General features: G+C 72.7%; 20 protein-coding genes. 8 read left to right on the plus strand and 12 right to left on the minus strand.

Annotation, left to right across the window (positions count from 1 at the left end; translation table 11 throughout):
* The first annotated feature begins 7 nt into the window (after positions 1 to 7).
* Together AB0Q96_RS08085 and AB0Q96_RS08090 are read left to right on the plus strand one after the other, a co-directional pair.
* Entirely contained in the window at positions 8 to 1,915 is a 1,908-nt protein-coding gene (locus AB0Q96_RS08085) for a prolyl oligopeptidase family serine peptidase (RefSeq protein ID WP_365322845.1), read from the plus strand.
* Between the two features lie 23 nt (positions 1,916 to 1,938).
* A complete protein-coding gene (locus AB0Q96_RS08090; protein WP_365322847.1) occupies positions 1,939 to 2,679 on the plus strand; it encodes an SURF1 family protein in 741 nt (246 codons plus the stop codon).
* A 67-nt stretch (positions 2,680 to 2,746) separates the two neighbouring features.
* Here the strand turns inward: AB0Q96_RS08090 and AB0Q96_RS08095 are convergent, their stop codons facing one another.
* From AB0Q96_RS08095 to AB0Q96_RS08110, 4 genes are all read right to left on the minus strand, one after another.
* On the minus strand, positions 2,747 to 3,853 hold the full coding sequence (locus AB0Q96_RS08095; protein WP_365322849.1) for a hypothetical protein: 1,107 nt from the start codon (positions 3,851 to 3,853) through the stop codon (positions 2,747 to 2,749).
* Positions 3,850 to 4,434 carry a SigE family RNA polymerase sigma factor gene (locus tag AB0Q96_RS08100; protein WP_365323301.1) on the minus strand — a complete coding sequence of 195 codons (585 nt, stop codon included), beginning with the start codon at positions 4,432 to 4,434 and terminating at the stop codon, positions 3,850 to 3,852. Before AB0Q96_RS08100 ends, AB0Q96_RS08095 begins: the two co-directional genes overlap by 4 nt.
* A 422-nt stretch (positions 4,435 to 4,856) precedes the next feature.
* Positions 4,857 to 5,951 (minus strand): aspartate-semialdehyde dehydrogenase, encoded by a 1,095-nt coding sequence (locus AB0Q96_RS08105; RefSeq protein ID WP_365322851.1) that lies wholly within the window; start codon positions 5,949 to 5,951, stop codon positions 4,857 to 4,859.
* Position 5,952: 1 nt separating this feature from the next.
* A complete protein-coding gene (locus tag AB0Q96_RS08110; RefSeq protein WP_365322853.1) occupies positions 5,953 to 7,233 on the minus strand; it encodes an aspartate kinase in 1,281 nt (426 codons plus the stop codon).
* A 350-nt stretch (positions 7,234 to 7,583) separates the two neighbouring features.
* Between AB0Q96_RS08110 and AB0Q96_RS08115 the strand changes: the two genes are divergently transcribed.
* Genes AB0Q96_RS08115 through AB0Q96_RS08125 form a run of 3 tightly spaced genes read left to right on the plus strand, consistent with a single transcriptional unit; the run spans position 7,584 to position 10,152 of the window.
* Positions 7,584 to 8,474 carry an ABC transporter substrate-binding protein gene (locus AB0Q96_RS08115; protein ID WP_365322855.1) on the plus strand — a complete coding sequence of 297 codons (891 nt, stop codon included), beginning with the start codon at positions 7,584 to 7,586 and terminating at the stop codon, positions 8,472 to 8,474.
* A 38-nt stretch (positions 8,475 to 8,512) separates the two neighbouring features.
* On the plus strand, positions 8,513 to 9,358 hold the full coding sequence (locus AB0Q96_RS08120) for an amino acid ABC transporter permease (RefSeq protein ID WP_365323303.1): 846 nt from the start codon (positions 8,513 to 8,515) through the stop codon (positions 9,356 to 9,358).
* The gene (locus AB0Q96_RS08125; protein ID WP_365322858.1) at positions 9,355 to 10,152 is read left to right on the plus strand and encodes an amino acid ABC transporter ATP-binding protein; all 798 of its coding nucleotides are present in this window, start codon (positions 9,355 to 9,357) and stop codon (positions 10,150 to 10,152) included. Before AB0Q96_RS08120 ends, AB0Q96_RS08125 begins: the two co-directional genes overlap by 4 nt.
* Positions 10,153 to 10,308: 156 nt before the next feature.
* Here the strand turns inward: AB0Q96_RS08125 and AB0Q96_RS08130 are convergent, their stop codons facing one another.
* The 3 genes from AB0Q96_RS08130 to AB0Q96_RS08140 all read right to left on the minus strand — a co-directional run bounded on the left by AB0Q96_RS08130 (position 10,309) and on the right by AB0Q96_RS08140 (position 12,059).
* Positions 10,309 to 10,971: a DUF5063 domain-containing protein gene (locus tag AB0Q96_RS08130; RefSeq protein WP_365322860.1), complete on the minus strand. Its 663-nt coding sequence runs from the start codon at positions 10,969 to 10,971 to the stop codon at positions 10,309 to 10,311.
* Positions 10,972 to 11,018: 47 nt separating this feature from the next.
* Positions 11,019 to 11,618 (minus strand): recombination mediator RecR, encoded by a 600-nt coding sequence (gene recR, locus AB0Q96_RS08135; protein WP_046911841.1) that lies wholly within the window; start codon positions 11,616 to 11,618, stop codon positions 11,019 to 11,021.
* 105 nt (positions 11,619 to 11,723) lie between these two features.
* Positions 11,724 to 12,059, minus strand: coding sequence for a YbaB/EbfC family nucleoid-associated protein (locus AB0Q96_RS08140; protein WP_329428382.1), 336 nt, complete (start codon positions 12,057 to 12,059; stop codon positions 11,724 to 11,726).
* Positions 12,060 to 12,389: 330 nt separating this feature from the next.
* Between AB0Q96_RS08140 and AB0Q96_RS08145 the strand changes: the two genes are divergently transcribed.
* The gene (locus tag AB0Q96_RS08145; RefSeq protein WP_365323305.1) at positions 12,390 to 13,115 is read left to right on the plus strand and encodes an SLATT domain-containing protein; all 726 of its coding nucleotides are present in this window, start codon (positions 12,390 to 12,392) and stop codon (positions 13,113 to 13,115) included.
* A gap of 109 nt (positions 13,116 to 13,224) precedes the next feature.
* Here AB0Q96_RS08145 and AB0Q96_RS08150 read toward each other — a convergent pair whose 3' ends face one another.
* The 3 genes from AB0Q96_RS08150 to AB0Q96_RS08160 form a co-directional block, all read right to left on the minus strand.
* A complete protein-coding gene (locus AB0Q96_RS08150; RefSeq protein ID WP_365322863.1) occupies positions 13,225 to 13,878 on the minus strand; it encodes a hypothetical protein in 654 nt (217 codons plus the stop codon).
* Positions 13,879 to 14,194: 316 nt separating this feature from the next.
* Positions 14,195 to 14,908 (minus strand): GntR family transcriptional regulator, encoded by a 714-nt coding sequence (locus AB0Q96_RS08155; RefSeq protein ID WP_365322865.1) that lies wholly within the window; start codon positions 14,906 to 14,908, stop codon positions 14,195 to 14,197.
* Positions 14,909 to 14,974: 66 nt separating this feature from the next.
* Positions 14,975 to 16,336 carry an aspartate aminotransferase family protein gene (locus AB0Q96_RS08160; RefSeq protein ID WP_365322868.1) on the minus strand — a complete coding sequence of 454 codons (1,362 nt, stop codon included), beginning with the start codon at positions 16,334 to 16,336 and terminating at the stop codon, positions 14,975 to 14,977.
* Positions 16,337 to 16,486: 150 nt separating this feature from the next.
* Here AB0Q96_RS08160 and AB0Q96_RS08165 point away from each other — a divergent pair, with 150 nt between their 5' ends.
* Positions 16,487 to 17,095 (plus strand): DJ-1/PfpI family protein, encoded by a 609-nt coding sequence (locus AB0Q96_RS08165; RefSeq protein ID WP_365322870.1) that lies wholly within the window; start codon positions 16,487 to 16,489, stop codon positions 17,093 to 17,095.
* Positions 17,092 to 17,553 carry a MarR family transcriptional regulator gene (locus AB0Q96_RS08170; protein WP_365322871.1) on the plus strand — a complete coding sequence of 154 codons (462 nt, stop codon included), beginning with the start codon at positions 17,092 to 17,094 and terminating at the stop codon, positions 17,551 to 17,553. Before AB0Q96_RS08165 ends, AB0Q96_RS08170 begins: the two co-directional genes overlap by 4 nt.
* Here the strand turns inward: AB0Q96_RS08170 and AB0Q96_RS08175 are convergent, their stop codons facing one another.
* Together AB0Q96_RS08175 and AB0Q96_RS08180 are read right to left on the minus strand one after the other, a co-directional pair.
* Positions 17,554 to 18,345, minus strand: a complete 792-nt coding sequence (locus tag AB0Q96_RS08175) for a DUF2785 domain-containing protein (RefSeq protein WP_365322873.1) — start codon at positions 18,343 to 18,345, stop codon at positions 17,554 to 17,556. It lies immediately after the preceding gene.
* Between the two features lie 24 nt (positions 18,346 to 18,369).
* Complete coding sequence (locus AB0Q96_RS08180; RefSeq protein WP_365322875.1) at positions 18,370 to 18,819, minus strand: hypothetical protein; 450 nt, start codon at positions 18,817 to 18,819, stop codon at positions 18,370 to 18,372.
* Between the last annotated feature and the right edge of the window lie 83 nt (positions 18,820 to 18,902).

Raw genomic sequence — 18,902 nt, forward strand, 5'->3', positions numbered from 1 at the left:
TGGCTGCATGACTGAGCGCAAGGCGACTGAGAGCACGACGACCGAGAGCACGGAGGCCGGGGGCACGGCCGCGAGCACGACCGGGGCCACGACCGGGGCGGCGGACGCGCCGCGGTGGCAGCAGCGGTTCCGCGCGCCGCGGGTCTCGCTGCCCGAGTGGGCCGAGGAGGCCCCGGACCGCTCGCTGTTCGTGTCGAACGCGACGGGGACGTACGAGCTGTACGCGTGGGACCGGGCGACCGGTGGGCAGCGGCAGGTCACCGACCGGCCGAACGGGACGACGGACGGCACGCTCTCGCCCGACGGGCAGTGGATCTGGTGGTTCGCCGACACCGACGGCGACGAGTTCGGGGTGTGGATGCGCCAGCCCTTCCACGCGGGTGGCGGCGCGGAAGCCGGCGTGGACGAGCCGGCCGTGCCGGGGCTCGACGCCTCCTATCCGGCGGGGCTCGCCATCGGCCGGGACGGCACCGTCGTGGTGGGCCGGTCCACGGACGAGGACGGGTCGACAGTGCACCTGCTGCGCCCGGGCGCGGCCGGGCCGGTGGAGATCTACCGGCATCGCGAGTCGGCCGGTGTCGGCGACCTGTCGCACGACGGGAGCCTGATCGCGGTCGAGCACACCGAGCACGGCGACTCGATGCACTCCTCGGTCCGGATCCTGCGCGCGGCCGACGCCTCGGTGCTGGCCGAGCTCGACGACACCAAGGGCGGCACGGAGGAGCTGGGGCTCGGCGTCCTCGGCTTCGCGCCGGTGGACGGCGACACCCGGCTGCTCGTGGGGCACCAGCGGCGGGGCCGCTGGGAGCCGATGCTGTGGGACGTGGCGACGGGCACCGAGACCGATCTGCGCCTGGACCTGCCGGGCGACGTGTCGGCCGAGTGGTACCCGGACGGCTCGGGGCTGCTCGTCGTGCACAGCTTCGAGGCCCGCAGCGAGCTGTGGCGGTACGAGATCGGCACCGGCGCCCTGGTCCGGGTGGAGACCCCGGCCGGCTCCGTGTCGAGCGCGACGGCCCGCCCGGACGGCTCGGTGGAGTATCTGTGGTCCTCGGCCGCCCAGCCGCCGGTGGTGCGCTCCACGGACGGCTCGGTCGTCCTGGACCCGCCCGGCCCGAAGGCGCCGCCGTCGGTGCCCGTGGCGGACGTGTGGGTGGACGGCCCCGGCGGGCGGGTGCACGCGCTCGTGCAGCGTCCGGCGGAGGGCGAGGGCCCGTTCCCGACGGTGTTCGAGGTGCACGGCGGCCCGACCTGGCACGACAGCGACGCCTTCGCGTCCGGCCCGGCGGCCTGGCTCGACCACGGCTACGCGGTGGTGCGGGTCAACTACCGCGGTTCCACCGGCTACGGCCGGGAGTGGACGGACGCGCTGAAGCACCGGGTCGGCCTGATCGAGCTGGAGGACATCGACGCGGTCCGCGCCTGGGCGGTGGCGAGCGGCCTGGCCGACCCGGAGCGGCTCGTCCTGTCCGGCGGGTCCTGGGGCGGCTATCTCACCCTGCTCGGTCTCGGCACCCAGCCGGATGCCTGGGCGGTGGGTCTCGCGGCCGTGCCCGTCGCCGACTACGTGGCGGCGTACGAGGACGAGATGGAGGCCCTGAAGGCGCTGGACCGCACCCTGCTGGGCGGCTCGCCTGAGGAGGTGCCGGAGCGGTTCGCCGCCTCCTCGCCGATCACGTACGTGGACGCGGTGAAGGCCCCGGTGCACATCACGGCCGGCGTCAACGACCCGCGCTGCCCGATCCGGCAGATCGACAACTACGTGGAGCGGCTCGCCGCCCGGGGCGCGGTGCACGACGTGTACCGGTACGACGCGGGGCACGGGTCGCTGGTCGTGGAGGAGCGGATCAAGCAGGTCGCCCTGGACCTGGCCTTCGCCGCGAAGCACCTGGGGACCCGGCCGCAGGAGGGCTGAGCCCGCTTGCGTACCGTGGGGGTGTGTACCGGTTCCTGAGAACGCCCCGCTGGTGGGGGATCAACGTCTTCGTCCTGCTGGCGATCCCGTTCTGCGTGTTCATGGGGACCTGGCAGCTGGGCAAGTTCGAGGACCGCGTCGACTCCCACCGGGAGGCCGAGCGGCGACCCGACCCCGCGACCCAGCGCACCGAGCCGCTGGACTCGCTGCTGCCCGTGGACAAGGAGACCTCCGGCCGGGTGGCGCGGGCCAGCGGGCGGTACGGGGAGCAGTTCCTGGTCCCCGACCGGGCGCTGGACGGGCGCTCCGGCGCGTACGTGCTCACCCTCCTGAAGACGGACGGCGGCAAGGTGCTGCCGGTGGTCCGGGGCTGGCTGCCCTCGGGCGCCACGGCCCCGGCCCCGCCGTCCGGCGAGGTCACCGTGTCGGGCGCGCTGCAGGCCTCGGAGAACCCGGGCACCAAGGGCGTCAACACGGCGGGCGGGCTGCCGACCGGGCAGCTCGGCATGATCAGCGCCGCGGCGCTGGTCAACGTCGTGCCGGACGACGTCTACGACGCCTGGATCACCCTCGTGGACTCCCCCGCCGGGCTCGTCCCGGTGCCCGCGTCGGCCGCCGCCGGCACGAGCCTGGACATGAAGGCCTTCCAGAACCTGGGCTACACGGCCGAGTGGTTCGTCTTCGCCGGCTTCGTGCTCTTCATGTGGTTCCGGCTGGTGCGCCGCGAGGCCGAGGCCTCGCGGGACGCGGCCCTCGGGCTGTAGCACCCGGGGCGCCGGGGGCGCCCGCCGCGCCCGCCCGGGAGACCCGGGCGGCGGCCGTCGGGGCGGGTCAGGACGCGTCCAGGACCCCGGTCCGGTAGATCGTGCCCGCGCAGGCGTTGGGGATGGTCGCCTCGGCCACCGGGCCGCCGCCCTCCGCGGTGTGGGTCACGGCGACGCTGCCGTCGGACGGGGTGCCGTCGGTCAGGAGCTGGCTGCTCGCCGTGTTGCCGGTCGTGCCGGTGCCGGCCGAGCCGCCGGTGGCGCCGCCGTTGGACGCGGGGCCGCCGTTGCCGCCCGTGGTCGGGGTCGGGGTGGGCGTCGGCTCGGGGCCGGTGGTGGGGCAGGTCTCGCTGGGCACCCAGGCGAAGCGCACCTCGTAGGCGTTGGCCGGGGTCAGGACCAGGGTCGGCGACTCCTGCGTGGGGTCGGGCAGCCCGTTCGCCGCGTCGCCGAAGGTGTGCTCGACGACCGCGATCTTCCCCGCGTCAGCCGCGCCGCGCGCCTGGAAGGCGACCAGGCCCGGACCGCCGACCATGCAGTCCTTGCCGGACACGTTGGCGATGCGGAAGCTGCCGTAGACCTTGCCCTCGGCGTCGGGCGAGCCCGCCTGGACGGCGCTGACGCTGAGCTGGCCGGCCCCGCAGGTCTGCGAGGGGACCGGCGGGCTGGTCGGGACGCCGGCCTCGCCGCCGGAGCCGCCGCCCGAACCGGGCACCGGGACGCTGGGCTTGCCCGCTCCCCCGGTCCCGCCCTGCTCCGGCGCCGCGGTCCCGACGGGCGGGGTGTGGCTCTTCTGGCCGCCCTCGACGCCGGTCTCGGTGCCGGTGCCGCCCTGGGCCTGCTCGCCGTGGCCCGCGTTGACCGCCTGGTCGGCGCCGACGCCGCCCGAGGAGGCCACGTGCACCAGGGCCGGGACGGCCGTGCCGACGAGGACGACGGCGGCGGCGATGCCGACGACGGCCTGCCGCTTGCGGGCCCGGCGGGCGGGCACGGCCCGCCGCAGGTGCTCCAGCGTGCCCTCGGAGGGTTCGAGTCCGGACACCGCGCCCTGGAGCAGTCGCCGCAGCGCCTGCTCGTCGGCCGCGCCGGATTCCGGCCCTTCGTTCAGCATTCCGCGTCCGCTCAGGTCGTTCCGGTCATCGTGCTCGTCGCCTTCGTGCGGCCCGCCGCTCATGACGCCGCCTCCATGGCGACGCGCAGCGCCGCGATCCCGCGCGAGCCGTATGCCTTCACCGAACCCAGCGAGATCCCGAGCGTCTCGGCGACCTGTGCCTCCGTCATGTCCGCGAAGTACCGCAGCACCAGGACCTCGCGCTGCCGCCGCTGGAGCCCGCGCATCGCCTTGATCAGCGCGTCCCGCTCCAGCTGGTCGTAGGCGCCCTCCTCGGCGCTGGCCATGTCGGGCATCGGCTTCGAGAGCAGCTTGAGCCCGAGGATGCGGCGGCGCAGCGCGGAGCGCGAGAGGTTGACGACGGTCTGGCGCAGGTAGGCCAGGGTCTTCTCGGGGTCGCGGACCCGGCTGCGCGCCGAGTGGACCCGGATGAACGCCTCCTGCACGACGTCCTCGCAGGAGGCGGTGTCGTCGAGGAGCAGCGCGGCGAGCCCGAGCAGCGAGCGGTAGTGCGCGCGGTAGGTCTCGGTCAGGTGGTCGACGGTGGTGCCGGCGGCCATCGCGTCGTCAGCGCCCTCGCGGGGCGAGGGGACGCCGTTCACGGTCGGTCGGGTCCTGATGGGCATGGGGGCGATCACCGGCATGCCGCCGGCCGGGCGCGGCCGCCGGAGCGGGCGCACCACGGTGCCGCGCAGCGGGATGACCGCAGCGATGTCGAGTACCTCTGCCACGCCTGTTGGACACGCTTCCCCCCGTCAGGGTTGTACGCGTACGGCACCGTTTTTGACGATGCGTCGTTTGTCCTCATGCGTACCCGTTCTCCCCCGATGCCCCGCTTTCACGGTCTGCCTCGCGCTGTCCGGACGGCCACCTAGTGATGGGTGCACGCGAAGACGCCGCCTGCCCGACCGCCGGTTGCGGAGGGGAGGGAACAGCATCGTCGTCCAGGACATCTGACCTGTTCAAGAGGCATCCGAAGCCGAATTGCTCACAAGGGCTTCACAGATCCTACAAAGTTGAGCGGTGACGCGATGCCGATTTCCGAACGCTCGCGGGCAGGCGGGCGTCAGGCGCCGATGATCGATTCGGCGATCTGCAGCGCGTTCAGCGCGGCCCCCTTGCGCAGGTTGTCCGCGCACACGAAGAGCTCCAGGGCCCGCTCGTCGTCCATCGACCGCCGGACCCGCCCGACCCAGGCCGGGTCGGTGCCGACGACGTCGGCGGGCGTGGGGTAGTCGCCGACGGCGGGGTCGTCGTAGAGCACCACGCCGGGCGAGGTGGCCAGGATCTCGTGGGCGCGGGCGACGGTGACGGGCCGTTCGAAGCGGGCGTGCACCGAGACGGCGTGCCCGGTCACGACGGGGACCCGGAGGCAGGTGGCCGCGACGCGCAGCGCCGGCAGGCCCAGGATCTTGCGGGTCTCCTCGCGGACGGCCAGCTCCTCGGAGGACCAGCCGTCGGCGGCGAGCTCCCCGGACCAGGGCAGCACGTTGAGGGCGAGCGGCCCGGCGAAGGGGCCGGTGTGGTCGCCGACGGCACGCCGTACGTCTCCGGGATGGTTGCCGAGCTCGCTGCCGGTGACCAGGGCCAGCTGGTGGCGGAGCGCGGCGGTGCCCGCGCGGCCGGCGCCGCTCGCGGCCTGCTGGGCGGTGACGACCAGTTCGGCGAGGCCGAACTCGGCGTGCAGGGCGCCCACCGAGACGATCAGCGCCAGGGTGGAGCAGCCGGGGCTCGCGACGATGCCCCGGGGCCGTACGGCGGCGGCGGGGGCGTTGAGCTCCGGGACCACCAGCGGCACGTCCGGGTCGGCCCGGAAGGCGGTGGAGGTGTCCACGACCACCACGCCCTTGGCGGCGGCGATCGGTGCCCAGCGGGCGGCGACGGCCTCGGGCACGAGGAAGAGAGCGAGGTCGACGCCCTCCAGGGCTTCCTCGCTCAGGGCCAGGACCTCGCACTCCTCCCCCCGTACGGCCAGCTTGCGGCCGTGGGAACGGGGGGAGGCGAGGAGGCGTATCTCGCCCCAGACGTCCGCGTGGTGGGTGAGCATCTGGAGGAGCACCGCCCCGACGGCCCCGGTCGCTCCCACGACCGCGAGCGTCGGCCGGGCGGTGCCCCGTGCCTCCGTGCCCTCCCGCGCCTCCGCGTCGTCCAGCGGGGTCACGTCACCGGCCGGTGCCGCCGTAGACGACGGCCTCGTCCGAGTCGCTGTCCAGGCCGAAGGCGGTGTGGACGGCGCGCACGGCCTCGTTGACGTCGTCGGCGCGGGTGACCACCGAGATGCGGATCTCCGAGGTGGAGATCAGCTCGATGTTCACGCCCGCGTCGGAGAGCGCCTTGAAGAAGTCCGCGGTGACCCCGGGGTTGGTCTTCATGCCGGCGCCGACGAGGGAGATCTTGCCGATCTGGTCGTCGTAGCGCAGCGAGTCGAAGCCGATCACGGACTTCGTCTTCTCCAGGGCGTCGATGGCCTTGCGGCCCTCGGCCTTGGGGAGCGTGAAGGAGATGTCCGTGAGGCCGGTCGAGGCCGCGGACACGTTCTGCACGATCATGTCGATGTTGATCTCGGCGTCCGCGACCGCGCGGAAGATCGCGGCGGCCTCGCCCGGCTTGTCCGGGACGCCGACGACGGTGATCTTCGCCTCGGAGGTGTCGTGGGCGACACCGGAGATGATGGCCTGCTCCACCTGCTCGGCTCCTTGCTCGACGGGTCGTGCGTTGCTGACCCAGGTGCCCTGCAGTCCGGAGAAGGACGAGCGGACGTGGATCGGGATGTTGTAGCGGCGCGCGTATTCGACGCAGCGGTGCAGCAGCACCTTGGAGCCGGACGCGGCGAGCTCCAGCATGTCCTCGAAGGAGATCCAGTCGATCTTCTGCGCCTTCTTCACCACGCGCGGGTCGGCGGTGAAGACGCCGTCGACGTCCGTGTAGATCTCGCAGACCTCGGCGTCGAGCGCGGCGGCCAGGGCGACGGCGGTCGTGTCGGAGCCGCCGCGGCCGAGGGTGGTGATGTCCTTCTTGTCCGCGGACACGCCCTGGAAGCCGGCGACGATGGCGATGTTGCCCTCGTCCAGCGCGGTGCGGATACGGCCCGGCGTGACATCGATGATGCGCGCTTTGTTGTGGACCGAGTCGGTGATGACACCGGCCTGACTGCCCGTGAACGACTGGGCCTCGTGGCCCAGGTTTTTGATCGCCATGGCCAGCAGGGCCATGGAGATCCGCTCTCCGGCGGTCAGCAGCATGTCGAACTCGCGTCCGGCCGGCATCGGGGATACCTGCTCGGCGAGATCGATCAACTCGTCCGTCGTGTCGCCCATCGCGGAGACCACGACCACCACCTGGTGGCCGTTCTTCTTGGCTTCCACGATTCGCTTGGCGACGCGCTTGATGCCCTCGGCATCGGCAACGGAGGAGCCTCCGTACTTCTGCACGACAAGGCCCACGTGCGCTCCTCGCTCAGTCCTCGCCGCAGCACACGCTGCGGTCGGCTCAGTCTAACGAGGGACCGGAAAACGCCGACCTGATATCGCATGGTGAGACGACGTGCTCAGAGAATGATCAGGGAAATGGTCGGGGGAGGCCGGGAAATCGCCGAGGGCCGGTCCCGGAGGGAGGCGCCCCGGGCGGCGGGCGGGCGGGCGCGCCCCGGTGGGCGTCGACGCGGAGTGAGCGCCACGCCACCTTCCGGAGCGGCGCATAGCGCTTGGCAACACCCCTTTCACAAACGTTCCGGCATCCGAGACGGAAGCGGTGTGACCTGGACACATTCCCGAACGACTGCCACTCTCCCGCCATGCGCTCTCGCTTCGCCGCCATAGCCGCGGCCTCCGTCCTCGCCGCCCTCGCAGCCGCCGGCTGCGCGCCCCAGCAGACGGCCGGGAGCGCCTCGGGCACCTCCGGCACGGCCTCCGCCGCCAAGCCCGGCGGCGCCTGCACGGCGGACGCGCTCGCCACCAAGGCCAAGGGGAAGCTGACCGTCGGCACCGACACGCCCGCGTACGCCCCCTGGTTCCAGGACGACGACCCGGCCAACGGCAAGGGCTACGAGTCCGCCGTCGCGTACGCCGTCGCGCAGAAGCTGGGCTTCGCCAAGGGCGACGTCGTCTGGCAGAAGGTCGCCTTCAACAACGCCTTCGCCCCGGGGGCCAAGACCTTCGACTTCGACGTCAACCAGGTGTCGATCAGCCAGGACCGGCGCAAGGCCGTGGACCTGTCCTCCGGCTACTACGACGTCCGCCAGACGCTCATCGCGCTGAAGGGCTCCAAGGTCGCCAAGGCGACCAGCCTCGCCGAACTCAAGGGCGCCAAGCTGGGCGCCCAGGTCGGCACCACCAGCCTCGACGTCATCAACGACCTGATCAAGCCGGACCAGCAGCCGTCCGTCTTCCAGAAGAACGACCTCGCCAAGGCCGCCCTCAAGAACGGCCAGGTCGACGCGATCGTCGTCGACCTGCCCACCGCGTTCTACATCACCGGCGCCGAGGTCACCGAGGCCAAGGTCGTCGGCCAGTTCGAGACCCCGGCCGGCGCCGCCAAGGAGCAGTTCGGCCTCGTCCTCGACAAGGACAGCGCGCTCACCTCCTGCGTCTCGAAGGCCGTCGACGCGCTGCGCGCGGACGGCACCCTCGCCGCCCTGGAGAAGCAGTGGCTCGCCGACGCCGCGGGCGCCCCGGTGCTCAAGTGACCCTCACGGAGAAGACCGGGGAGGACGCCCCCGGCCACATGTACCGGCCGTCGCGGCGGCGGATCGAGCGCGAGCGCTACAAGCGCTCCCGCACCCGCCGCGCGACGGCGGTCGCCACCCTGAGCTCCGTCCTCACCCTGACGGTGCTCTTCTTCGTCATCACCGGCTCCCCCGGCTGGCAGCGCACGAAGGAGACCTTCTTCGACCCGGAGTACGCGCGCCAGGCCCTGCCGCTGGTCCTCGACGGCCTCTGGCTCAACCTGCGCCTCCTCCTCGTCTGCGGCACCGTCACCCTGATCCTGGGCCTGCTGCTCGCCGTCGCCCGCACCCTGCGCGGCCCGGCGTTCTTCCCGCTGCGCGCGCTGGCCACCGCGTACGTCGACTTCTTCCGCGGGCTGCCGCTCATCATCTGCCTGCTCGCCGTGATCTTCGGCGTGCCCGCGCTGCGGCTCCAGGGCGTCCCGACCGACCCCGTCGTGCTCGGCGGCACCGCCCTCGTGCTCACCTACTCGGCGTACATGGCGGAGGTCTTCCGGGCCGGCATCGAGAGCGTCCACCCCAGCCAGCGGGCCGCCGCCCGCTCGCTCGGCCTCTCCACCGCGCAGACCATGCGCTTCGTGGTCCTGCCGCAGGCCGTCCGCAGGGTCGTGCCGCCGCTCCTCAACGACATGGTGTCGCTCCAGAAGGACACCGGCCTGGTCTCCATCGCGGGCGCGGTCGACGCCGTGTACGCGGCGCAGATCCTCGCCAGCAAGACCTTCAACTACACCCCGTACGTCGTCGCGGGCCTCGTGTTCGTCGTGCTCACCATCCCCATGACCCGCTTCACCGACTGGGTCACGGCACGCATGAACCGGCGCCAGTCGCAGGGAGGCACCGTATGACGGACAGCGCCGACAGCACGGCCGGGCCGGGCGGACCGGCCGGCCCCGAAACCCCCGTCCTCCGCCTGGAGGCCGTCCGCAAGACGTACGGCGGGCATCCCGTCCTGCGCGAGGTGGACCTGGAGGTCCCGCAGCACACGGTCACCGTGCTCATCGGCGCCTCCGGCTCCGGCAAGTCGACCCTGCTGCGCTGCGCCAACCTCCTGGAGGAGATCGACGACGGCGCGATCTTCCTGGACGGCGAGGAGATCACCGACCCGCGCGTCGACGCCGACGCCGTACGGCGCCGCATCGGCGTGGTCTTCCAGGCGTACAACCTCTTCCCGCACATGAGCGTGCTCGACAACATCACGCTCGCCCCGCGCCGCGTCCACAAGACCGACCGGCGCGAGGCCGAGGAGCGGGCCCGCGAGCTGCTCGTCCGGCTCGGCCTCGGCGACAAGGCGGGCGAGTACCCGGACCGGCTCAGCGGCGGGCAGCAGCAGCGCGTGGCCATCGCCCGCGCCCTCGCGAGCCGCCCGCGCCTGCTGCTCCTCGACGAGGTGACGGCGGCGCTCGACCCGGAGCTGGTGGGCGAGGTCCTGAACGTGGTGCGGGACCTCAAGGAGGAGGGCATGACGATGGTCATCGCCACCCACGAGATGGGCTTCGCCCGGGAGGTCGCCGACCAGGTCTGCTTCCTGGCCGACGGCGTCGTCCTGGAGCGCGGCACCCCCGCGGAGGTCTTCGGCGCGCCCTCGCACGAGCGGACCCAGCGCTTCCTGAAGCGGATCGTGGAGGCGGGACGGCTGTAGGGGCGGCGGACGGCGGAGGGGCGGCTCCTGGAGCCGCCCCGGGGGGCGGGTCAGCGCGTTGGCCGGGGGCTGGCCAGCGGGTCGGCGGCGGGTCGGCCGGGGGCCGGTCAGCGCGTCATGGACAGCGCCACTCCCCAAAGCACCCGCCGTGCCCGGTCAGCCCTTCGGGCGTCCCAGTCCCAGCGGCCCCGCGATCTCCTCGGCCATCACACGGCCCGCCTCCTCGGCGAGGTCGTCCTCGGTCAGGTCCTCGTCCGTGTCGAGGCCGTCCAGCGCGGCGAGCGGCTGGTCCAGGCGGACGTGGGCGACCAGGGACTGAAGGGCGCGCAGGGTGGCGGAGGCGGTGGGGCCCCAGTTCGAGAAGTACGAGAACTGCCACCACCACAGCGCCTCGCTGGTCCGGCCCGCCCGGTAGTGGGCCAGACCGTGCCGCAGGTCCGTGACGATGTCGGCGAGGTTGTCGGAGATCCGGGCCGGGACCGGGGCCTTGCGCGGCTCGTACGGGTCGAAGACCTCCGAGAACACGTCCACCGGCTCCAGGAGCAGCGCGAACCGCATCCGCAGCTCGTCCACGTCCAGGTCAGGGCCCGTGTCCGGCTCGTACCGCTCGTCCGGGACGATGTCCTCGTGCGCGCCGAGCCGCCCGCCGGCCAGCAGCAGCTGGGAGACCTCCAGGAGCAGGAAGGGCACCGCGCTGTCCGGCTCGTCGCCCTTGGCGACCTCGGTCGTCGCGACGATGAAGCTCTCGATCGAGTCCGCGATCTGGACGGCGAAGTCGTCCGGATCCTGCGTGACGGAGTGCAGTGTGGCGTCAGACATCGAGGAGCCTCCCTGAGAGTGCGCCGTCGTGCGCACGGACCCGGTCGTCATACATCTAGCAGCCGCCGCCCCTCGAAGGCACGCCCCAGGGTGACCTCGTCCGCGTATTCGAGGTCGCCGCCGACCGGCAGCCCGCTCGCCAGACGCGTCACCTTGAGGCCCATGGGCTTGATCATCCGCGCCAGGTACGTCGCGGTGGCCTCGCCCTCCAGGTTGGGATCGGTCGCCAGGATCAGCTCGGTGACCGCGCCGTCCGCCAGCCGCGCGAGCAGCTCACGGATCCGCAGGTCGTCCGGGCCGACGCCCTCGATGGGGCTGATCGCGCCGCCGAGCACGTGGTAGCGGCCGCGGAACTCGCGGGTCCGCTCGATCGCCACGACGTCCTTCGGCTCCTCGACCACGCAGATGACCGTCAGGTCGCGGCGCGGGTCGCGGCAGATGTTGCACTGCTCCTGCTGCGCCACGTTGCCGCAGACCGCGCAGAACCGGACCTTCTCCTTGACCTCCAGGAGGGCCTGCGCGAGCCGCCGCACATCGGTCGGCTCGGCCTGGAGGATGTGGAAGGCGATCCGCTGCGCGCTCTTGGGACCGACGCCGGGCAGCCTGCCCAGCTCGTCGATGAGGTCCTGAACCACGCCTTCGTACAACGGAACGCCCTTCTCCGGAGTGCTTGATTCTTACGGTAGTGGCTGGAAACCGGCCTTAGAAGGTGTACGGGGAAGCCGGCCGCGCCGCCGCCCCGGCCGTACGGGTCAGAAACCCAGGCCCGGCATGCCGCCCAGGCCCTGCGCCAGCGGGCCCAGCTTGGCCTGCTGGAGCTGCTGCGCGTTGTCGTTGGCGGCCTGCACGGCGGCCACGATCAGGTCGGCCAGCGTCTCGGTGTCCTCCGGGTCGACCGCCTTCGGGTCGATGACCAGGCCGCGCAGCTCGCCGGAGCCGGTCACGGTCGCCTTCACAAGGCCACCGCCCGCCTGGCCCTCGACCTCGGTGCGCCCGAGCTCCTCCTGGGCACGGGCGAGGTCCTGCTGCATCTTCTGCGCCTGCTGGAGGAGCTGCTGCATGTTGGGCTGGCCACCACCGGGGATCACGGTCACTCACTCCTGCGGGTCTGCGCGTCCGCGGGTCCGCGGATACGCATACGAATACGGGTTCGGCAGATGCGGGTACGACGGATGCACATGCCGGTGAACCGAGCCTACGTGGTCGCCGACCGGCCTGCCGACACAACACTTTCGAGTGAGAAACTGCGGGCTCCTCTACCTGATCAAGACCCTCTTGCGGGCGCAGATCCCCGGATTCCGCGCCCACAGCCCACCATTCGGCGGTAGGAAGGGCAGGCACCACGTGCACCGCACGTCACAAAAGGACACGAGCGCTGAGCTGAACAGAGGAGTTCCCCGGTGAGCCAGCAGCCGGACATGCAGCCGCAGCCGGGGAATCCCGAAGGCCCGGGCAAGGGCGAGGGTCCGGCGGACCGCGACCTGACCGGGGCGCCCTTCCCCCTCGGCGACTGGGGCGAGCCCGCCGAACGCCTCGACGAGCTCTACCGCTGGGTCGAGGCGAACGCGCTGCGCACCGCCGAGTGGTACCTGTCCGACCGCGTCCGCAAGCGCCGCTGCGCCCGCGCGCTGCGGGTGGGTACGGCCCTCGGGGTGATCGCGGGCGCCGCGCTGCCGCTGCTCGACCTGACCAAGGCCGCCGAGGGCACCGCCGGCTGGGGCTACCTGTCGCTGCTGCTGGGCGCGGCCTGCCTGGCCTGCGACCGGTACTTCGGGCTCACCTCGGGCTGGATGAGGGACGTGGCGACCGCGCAGGCGGTGCAGCGGCGCCTCCAGGCGCTCCAGTTCGACTGGGCGTCGGAGAGCGTCCGCGAGGTGCTCGGCCCGACCGAGGGCACGGCCAGCGAGGCCGCCGAGCGCTGCCTGGGCGTGCTGCGCCGCTTCTCGGAGGACGTGACGGAGCTGGTCCGGGCGGAGACGGCGGACTGGATGGTCGAGTTCCGCTCGGGCCCGGCCCCGCTGGCCCTCCAGTCGGTCGGCACCTCGGCGCCCCGCCCCGAGAGCGGACACCCCTCGGGCCGCTTCCCGCTGCCTCCGGGCACCCGCCCGAACATGCCGAGGCAGCGCCCGCCGGAGCCGCGCTGAGGCCCTTACGGGGCGGCCCGTACGGGTACGGCGTCCCCCTGGCCTGATCTCTGCCCGGCGGGGGGCGCGGTGATGCGGGTGGCGCGGTGATGCGGGTGGCTCGGGGCCGTCAGCTCAGGACGATCATCGAGCCCTGGGCCAGGCTGCGGGTGGCCGCCGCGTGGAGGCCGAGCCAGACGTGCCGCTCGCGGGCGAAGGGGTTGTCGTCCTGGTACGGGACGGGGGCGGCGGGCTCCTCCAGGGCGGTGGGGCGCTCCGGGGCCTGGGGTGCGGCGGGCGGGTTGGCCGGGTCGATGCCGATCGCGGGCGCGACGAACTGCAGCTCGCGCAGCAGACCGTGCGAGGAGCCCAGCGGGCCGCCGCCCTCCAGGAGCTCGTCGTTCGAGAGCGGTACGGGGAAGTCGACCGGCACGTAGGCGCCCGCGTGGTCGTAGTGCCAGACCAGGTGGGACTGCTGGGCGGTCGCCTCGAACATCTCCAGGAGCTGCTCGTAGTCGCCGCCGAGCTCGCCGACGGGTTCGACGGGCAGTCCGCACATCTGGAGCAGGTAGGCCCGGCGCAGGAAGTGCAGGGCCTCGTAGTCGAAGCCGGCGACCGGGGCGACGTCCCCGGAGAGTCCCGGCATGTACGCGTAGACGGGCACGGTCGGCAGGCCGGCCGTGGTGAGGGCGTGGTCGTAGGCGGCGATCTCTTCGGCGAAGGGGTTGTCGGCGCTGTGGCACAGCACGTCGACGAGGGGGACCAGCCACAGGTCACAGGCCAAGGGAGGCTCGCTCTCCGTCAGTTGCGGGGTCGGTACGGGCGGTATGCAGGGACGGCCAGGGTAGTCGGGCCCTCCGGCCCCGCACACCCCGCCGGGGAACTGCCCCCGGAGGAACCGCCTCAACCCGCCCCGGCACGCCCGCGCCGGGACGGCCCTCGGGCCGCCACCACCGCTCGGGGCGCTCCGGTCACAGCCTGAGCTCCAGTCACTCCGGTCACAGCCTGAGCTCCAGTCACTCCGGTCACAGCCTGAGCTCCAGTCACTCCGGTCACAGCCTGAGCTCCAGTCGCTCCGGTCCCGGCCGCCGCCCCCCGCGTCACCGCCGCTCCGTGCGCTCCGTGCGCTCCGTGCGCTCCAGGAAGTCCGCCCACTCCAGCGAGCCGGCGTTGTACTCCCGTACGACCTCGATGGCGCACTCCGCGTCGCCGCGGGTGATCGCGTCGACGAGTTCCACGTGGCCGCTCCACAGCCAGCGGGTGCAGTCGCGGTCGGCGCGGAGCCGGGGCACCGAGAAGACCCAGGCCTGGACGCGCAGCCGGTGCAGGAAGCCGGCGATGTGGTCGTTGGCGGAGATCAGCCGGCCCAGTTCGCGCCAGTAGCGGATGTCGTAGCCGATGAGGACTTCCAGCTCGCCGGCGCGGGCCGCGCGGGCGGCGGCCTCGCCTCGGCGGCGTATCGAGACGAGCGTGACGCCGTACGACAGGTCGGGCTCGGCGGGCGGGGCGGTGGGGGCGCGGCGGAAGATGCCGTCCACGACGAGCATCCGGGCCTCGACCATGCCCCGGTAGTCGGCGACCGAGAACTGGTGCACGCGGAAGCCGCGGTGCTGGTCGGAGTCGAGGAGGCCCTGGGCGCACAGGTCGACGAGGGCTTCGCGGACGGGGGTCGCGGACACCCCGTACTGCTCGGCGATCTGTTTGACGGTGAATTCCTCACCGGGCGCGAGACGCCCCGCGAGGACTTCGTCACGCAGCGCGTCCGCGATCTGCTGCCGCAAGGTGTTGCGGGTGACAGCTCCGCTCGCGGGCATGGTGGTCGGCCCCCTCCGTCCGGCTCCCGGACACCCTAGTCCAGGGCACGGAGGGGGCCGCTCTCGTCACACGGTGTGCTGGTCCGCCACGGTCAGGGCCGCGTCGAGGGCCGCCAGACCCTCCTTGGCCTCCGCCTCGGAGACGTTGCAGGCGGGGACGGCGTGGGTGCGGTTCATGTTGACGAAGGGCCACAGGCCGTTCTTCTTCGCCTCGGCGGCGAAGGCCGCCATGGGGGCGAAGTCCGCGCCGGCCGCGTTGTACGGGACGAGCGGCTCGCGGGTCTCGCGGTTCTTGACCAGGTCGAGGGCCCAGAAGACGCCCAGGCCGCGCACCTCGCCGACGGACGGGTGGCGCTCGGCGAGCTCGCGCAGGCCGGGGCCGAGGACCGTCTCGCCGATGCGGGCGGCGTGCTCGACGACCTTCTCGTCCTCCATGACGTTGATCGTCGCGACGGCGGCGGCGCAGGCCAGCGGGTGACCGGAGTAGGTCAGACCGCCCGGGTAGGGCCGCTTGTCGAAGGTCGCGGCGATCTTCTCGCTGATGGCGACGCCGCCGAGCGGCACGTAGCCGGAGTTCACGCCCTTGGCGAAGGTCAGCAGGTCGGGGACGACGCCGTAGTGCTCGGCGGCGAACCACTTGCCGGTGCGGCCGAAGCCGGACATGACCTCGTCGAGGATGAGGACGATGCCGTACTTGTCGCAGATCTCGCGCACGCCGGTCAGGTAGCCGGGCGGCGGGGTCATGATGCCGGCGGTGCCCGGCACGGACTCCAGGATGATCGCGGCGACCGTCTGCGGGCCCTCGAACGCGATGGTGTCCTCAAGGTGCTGGAGGGCGCGGGCGCTCTCCTCGGCCTCGTTCGCCGAGTAGAACGGCGAGCGGTAGAGGAACGGCGCCCAGAAGTGCTTCACACCGGCGGAGGCCGTGTCGGAGGCCCAGCGGCGCGGGTCACCGGTCAGGTTGATCGCGGTGGAGGTGGCGCCGTGGTACGAGCGGTAGGCCGAGAGCAGCTTCGTCCGGCCCGTGTGCAGACGGGCCATGCGGACGGCGTTCTCGACGGCCTCGGCGCCGCCGTTGGTGAAGAAGATCTTGTCCAGGTCGCCCGGGGTGCGCTCGGCGATGAGGCGCGCGGCCTCGGAGCGGACGTCCACGGCGAAGGCGGGCGCGAAGGTCGCCAGCTTCCCGGCCTGCTCCTGGATCGCGGCGACGACCTTGGGGTGCTGGTAGCCGATGTTGGTGTAGACGAGACCGCTGGTGAAGTCGAGGTAGCGGTTTCCTTCGTAGTCCCAGAAGTACGAACCCTCGGCGCCGGCGACGGCGAGCGGGTCGATCAGGCCCTGGGCGGACCATGAGTGGAACACGTGCGCGCGGTCGGCGGCCTTGACGGCCGCACCGGCCTGGGGGTCGGGCTCGACATGAGGGGTCATGGGTCGAGGGTAAGGAACCGCAGGTGGGGCGGGCCATGGCCATCTTGTCCACCGAGACCGGGACGGACGAGACAGAGTGCCGGACGGCTCCGCGCACGGACCCTAATTGACAGCAGACTGTCATCACGACAGTCTGCTGTCATGGATGCGATGACGAACAGCCCCGAGCCCCAGAAGACCGTCCATCTCGCCGTCTACGACACGCTCGCCGACTGGGAGACGGGCCACGCCACCGCCTGGCTCGCCCGGGCCGGCTTCACCGTCCGCACGGTCGGCCCGGCCGCCGGAGAGCCGGTCACCACCCTCGCCGGGACGCGGATCCTCCCCGACCTCCCGCTCGACGCGCTCGACCCCGCCGACAGCGCCCTGCTGATCCTCCCGGGCGCCGAGAAGTACGACGAGGGCGACGAGCTCGCCCCCTTCACCGCCAAGGCCCGCGCCTTCCTCGACGCGGGCGTCCCGGTCGCCGCGATCTGCGGCGCCACCGCCGGCCTCGCCCGCGCGGGACTGCTCGACTCCCTCCCCCACACCAGCGCGGCCTCCTTCTACCTCGCCGCCACCGGCTACCGGGGCGCCGCGCACTACGTGGAGGCCGACGCCGTCACCGCCGGCGACCTCATCACCGCCGGTCCGACCGAGCCGGTGGCGTTCGCCCGCGAGATCTTCGCCCGCCTCGGCGCGTACGAGGGGAAGCGCGACGCCTGGTTCCGCCTGTTCCACGACTCGGACCCGGCCGCCTTCGCTGAGCTGAACGCGTGAGCCGCCGCCGGCAGGACGCCCTGTCCCGCACGGCCCTCGGCGTCTTCCGGCTCAACGGCCAGTTCCTCGCCGTGTCGGAACGCCTCGCCGGACCGGCCGGCCTCACCGCCGCCTGGTGGCAGGTCCTCGGCGCCGTGCTGCCCGAGCCGCTCCCCGTCTCCGGGATCGCCCGCGCCATGGGCATCACCCGCCAGAGCGTCCAGCGGATCGCGGACCTCCTGGTCGAGGAGGGCCTCGCCGCCTACGCGCCGAACCCGGCGCACCGCCGCGCCAAGCTCCTCGCCCCCACCGACACCGGCCGCGCCGCCGTCCGGCGCATCGACCCCGGCCACGCGGAACTGGCCGAGCGGCTGATGCGGGAGCTGGGCGGCCAGGAGGCGTTCGACGAGACGGTACGGGTACTGGAGCGGCTGATCGGGGCGATGGACGCGATCGAGGCGGACCCGCCCGGCGCCTGATCAGCGCTTGACGATGCGGTCCAGGACCTCGGCGAGGCGGGTCTTCACGGCCTCGCGGTGGTGCAGGGGCTCCGGGTCCGACTCCTGGTCCGCCCGTACGCCCCGGTCGGCCAGGACGTACAGCAGCCGGAGCGTGCGCAGGCAGTTGGAGACGTGGGCGGGCACCGGCGTGACGATCCGGTCCGCGCCGAACGCCGCGTCGACCGCGTCCAGCCAGCCCGTCGCGTCCCGCTCGCTCAGGTCCGTCCGGGTGAGCACGTGCGCGACCGCCCGCGCCAGCCGGTCGTCCTCCAACTGGTCCAGGACATGGCCGGTCGGCGCCGTCAGCCGCGCGGCGGCCAGTTCCAGCATCCGCGCCGGGTCCACCTCGGCGTGCCGCCCGAACCGGTCCAGCAGATCGGCGCCGTGCGCGACCGCGTGCAGCCAGCCCAACTCCTCGTCGTACCCGCGCAGATCCTCCTCGGCCGGGTACCAGCGCGCGAACGCGTCCACCCACTCCGCGCGGAAGCCTCCCGCCTCCACGATCATGCCGAGCACGAGCGGCGCGAACGTACGGGCCTGGACCTCCGGATCCCCGAACCGGGCCGCCATCTCGTCGCCCAGCTCCAGCCGCTGACGCCCGTCGATCACACCGCGCCGGAGCCAGGTGTCCAGGACCCCGTAGGGCGCGCCGTCCCGGACCTCGGGGTCCCGGTCGGCGAGGGCACGGGAGAGCTCCCGCACCAGTTCGCCCAGATCGCGGTCTGCGGGCACGGCGTAATCGGCGTCTACGACGCTGTTCCAGTCGGTCACGCCCGCACGATAATCGGACAGCCGCTAGTCGCGCCGGGAATTACCTTCCACGTACCGGCCCGCTAAGAGCTCCGTCACCGCGCTCTTCAGAAGCAACGGATGCACCAACCGCCCCGGCTCCGTCGGCGGGAACCGCCACGACAGCGGCCAGGTCTTCCCCGTCAACGCCGGCACCGGTACGTAACTCACATGGGCGGGACCCGAGTTGAACCGGGTCACCCCTCGCGGCCACGAACGGTGCGAGGTCGACCCCGGCGGCACCAGGAAATACACCCCGCGCCGGCCGTTCGCCTCCATCACGACCGGCCCCGGATCGCCCCCCGTAAGGGACTCCATCCAGTCGGCGAGGCTCCGGCCGTCGTCTCCGTCGACGCGCACGGCGTCGAATTGCACCCCCGCCTTGCGGAGGTGGAATCCGGAAAGCGGAATCCAATCACATGGCCCGGAGTTTCGCTCACTCTTCGAATCATTCACAGGGACATGGTGACGCCTCGACGCTACCGTTTTCCACGACTGCGAGGGCGCGTCGGCAAACGCTTGACCTGCGTCAACGTGCC

The organism is Streptomyces sp. NPDC093111 (assembly GCF_040683955.1).
Taxonomy (GTDB): domain Bacteria; phylum Actinomycetota; class Actinomycetes; order Streptomycetales; family Streptomycetaceae; genus Streptomyces.

Excerpts from the sequence above, each read along its gene's own strand:
- AB0Q96_RS08130 (WP_365322860.1), bottom strand. The coding sequence starts at position 10,971 with ATGTCTGACGCCACACTGCACTCCGTCACGCAGGATCCGGACGACTTC.
- AB0Q96_RS08160 (WP_365322868.1), bottom strand. The coding sequence starts at position 16,336 with ATGACCCCTCATGTCGAGCCCGACCCCCAGGCCGGTGCGGCCGTCAAG.
- AB0Q96_RS08145 (WP_365323305.1), top strand. The coding sequence starts at position 12,390 with ATGCAGCCGCAGCCGGGGAATCCCGAAGGCCCGGGCAAGGGCGAGGGT.
- AB0Q96_RS08125 (WP_365322858.1), top strand. The coding sequence starts at position 9,355 with ATGACGGACAGCGCCGACAGCACGGCCGGGCCGGGCGGACCGGCCGGC.
- AB0Q96_RS08165 (WP_365322870.1), top strand. The coding sequence starts at position 16,487 with ATGACGAACAGCCCCGAGCCCCAGAAGACCGTCCATCTCGCCGTCTAC.
- AB0Q96_RS08095 (WP_365322849.1), bottom strand. The coding sequence starts at position 3,853 with ATGAGCGGCGGGCCGCACGAAGGCGACGAGCACGATGACCGGAACGAC.
- AB0Q96_RS08120 (WP_365323303.1), top strand. The coding sequence starts at position 8,513 with ATGTACCGGCCGTCGCGGCGGCGGATCGAGCGCGAGCGCTACAAGCGC.
- AB0Q96_RS08085 (WP_365322845.1), top strand. The coding sequence starts at position 8 with ATGACTGAGCGCAAGGCGACTGAGAGCACGACGACCGAGAGCACGGAG.
- AB0Q96_RS08100 (WP_365323301.1), bottom strand. The coding sequence starts at position 4,434 with ATGCCGGTGATCGCCCCCATGCCCATCAGGACCCGACCGACCGTGAAC.
- AB0Q96_RS08155 (WP_365322865.1), bottom strand. The coding sequence starts at position 14,908 with ATGCCCGCGAGCGGAGCTGTCACCCGCAACACCTTGCGGCAGCAGATC.
- AB0Q96_RS08115 (WP_365322855.1), top strand. The coding sequence starts at position 7,584 with ATGCGCTCTCGCTTCGCCGCCATAGCCGCGGCCTCCGTCCTCGCCGCC.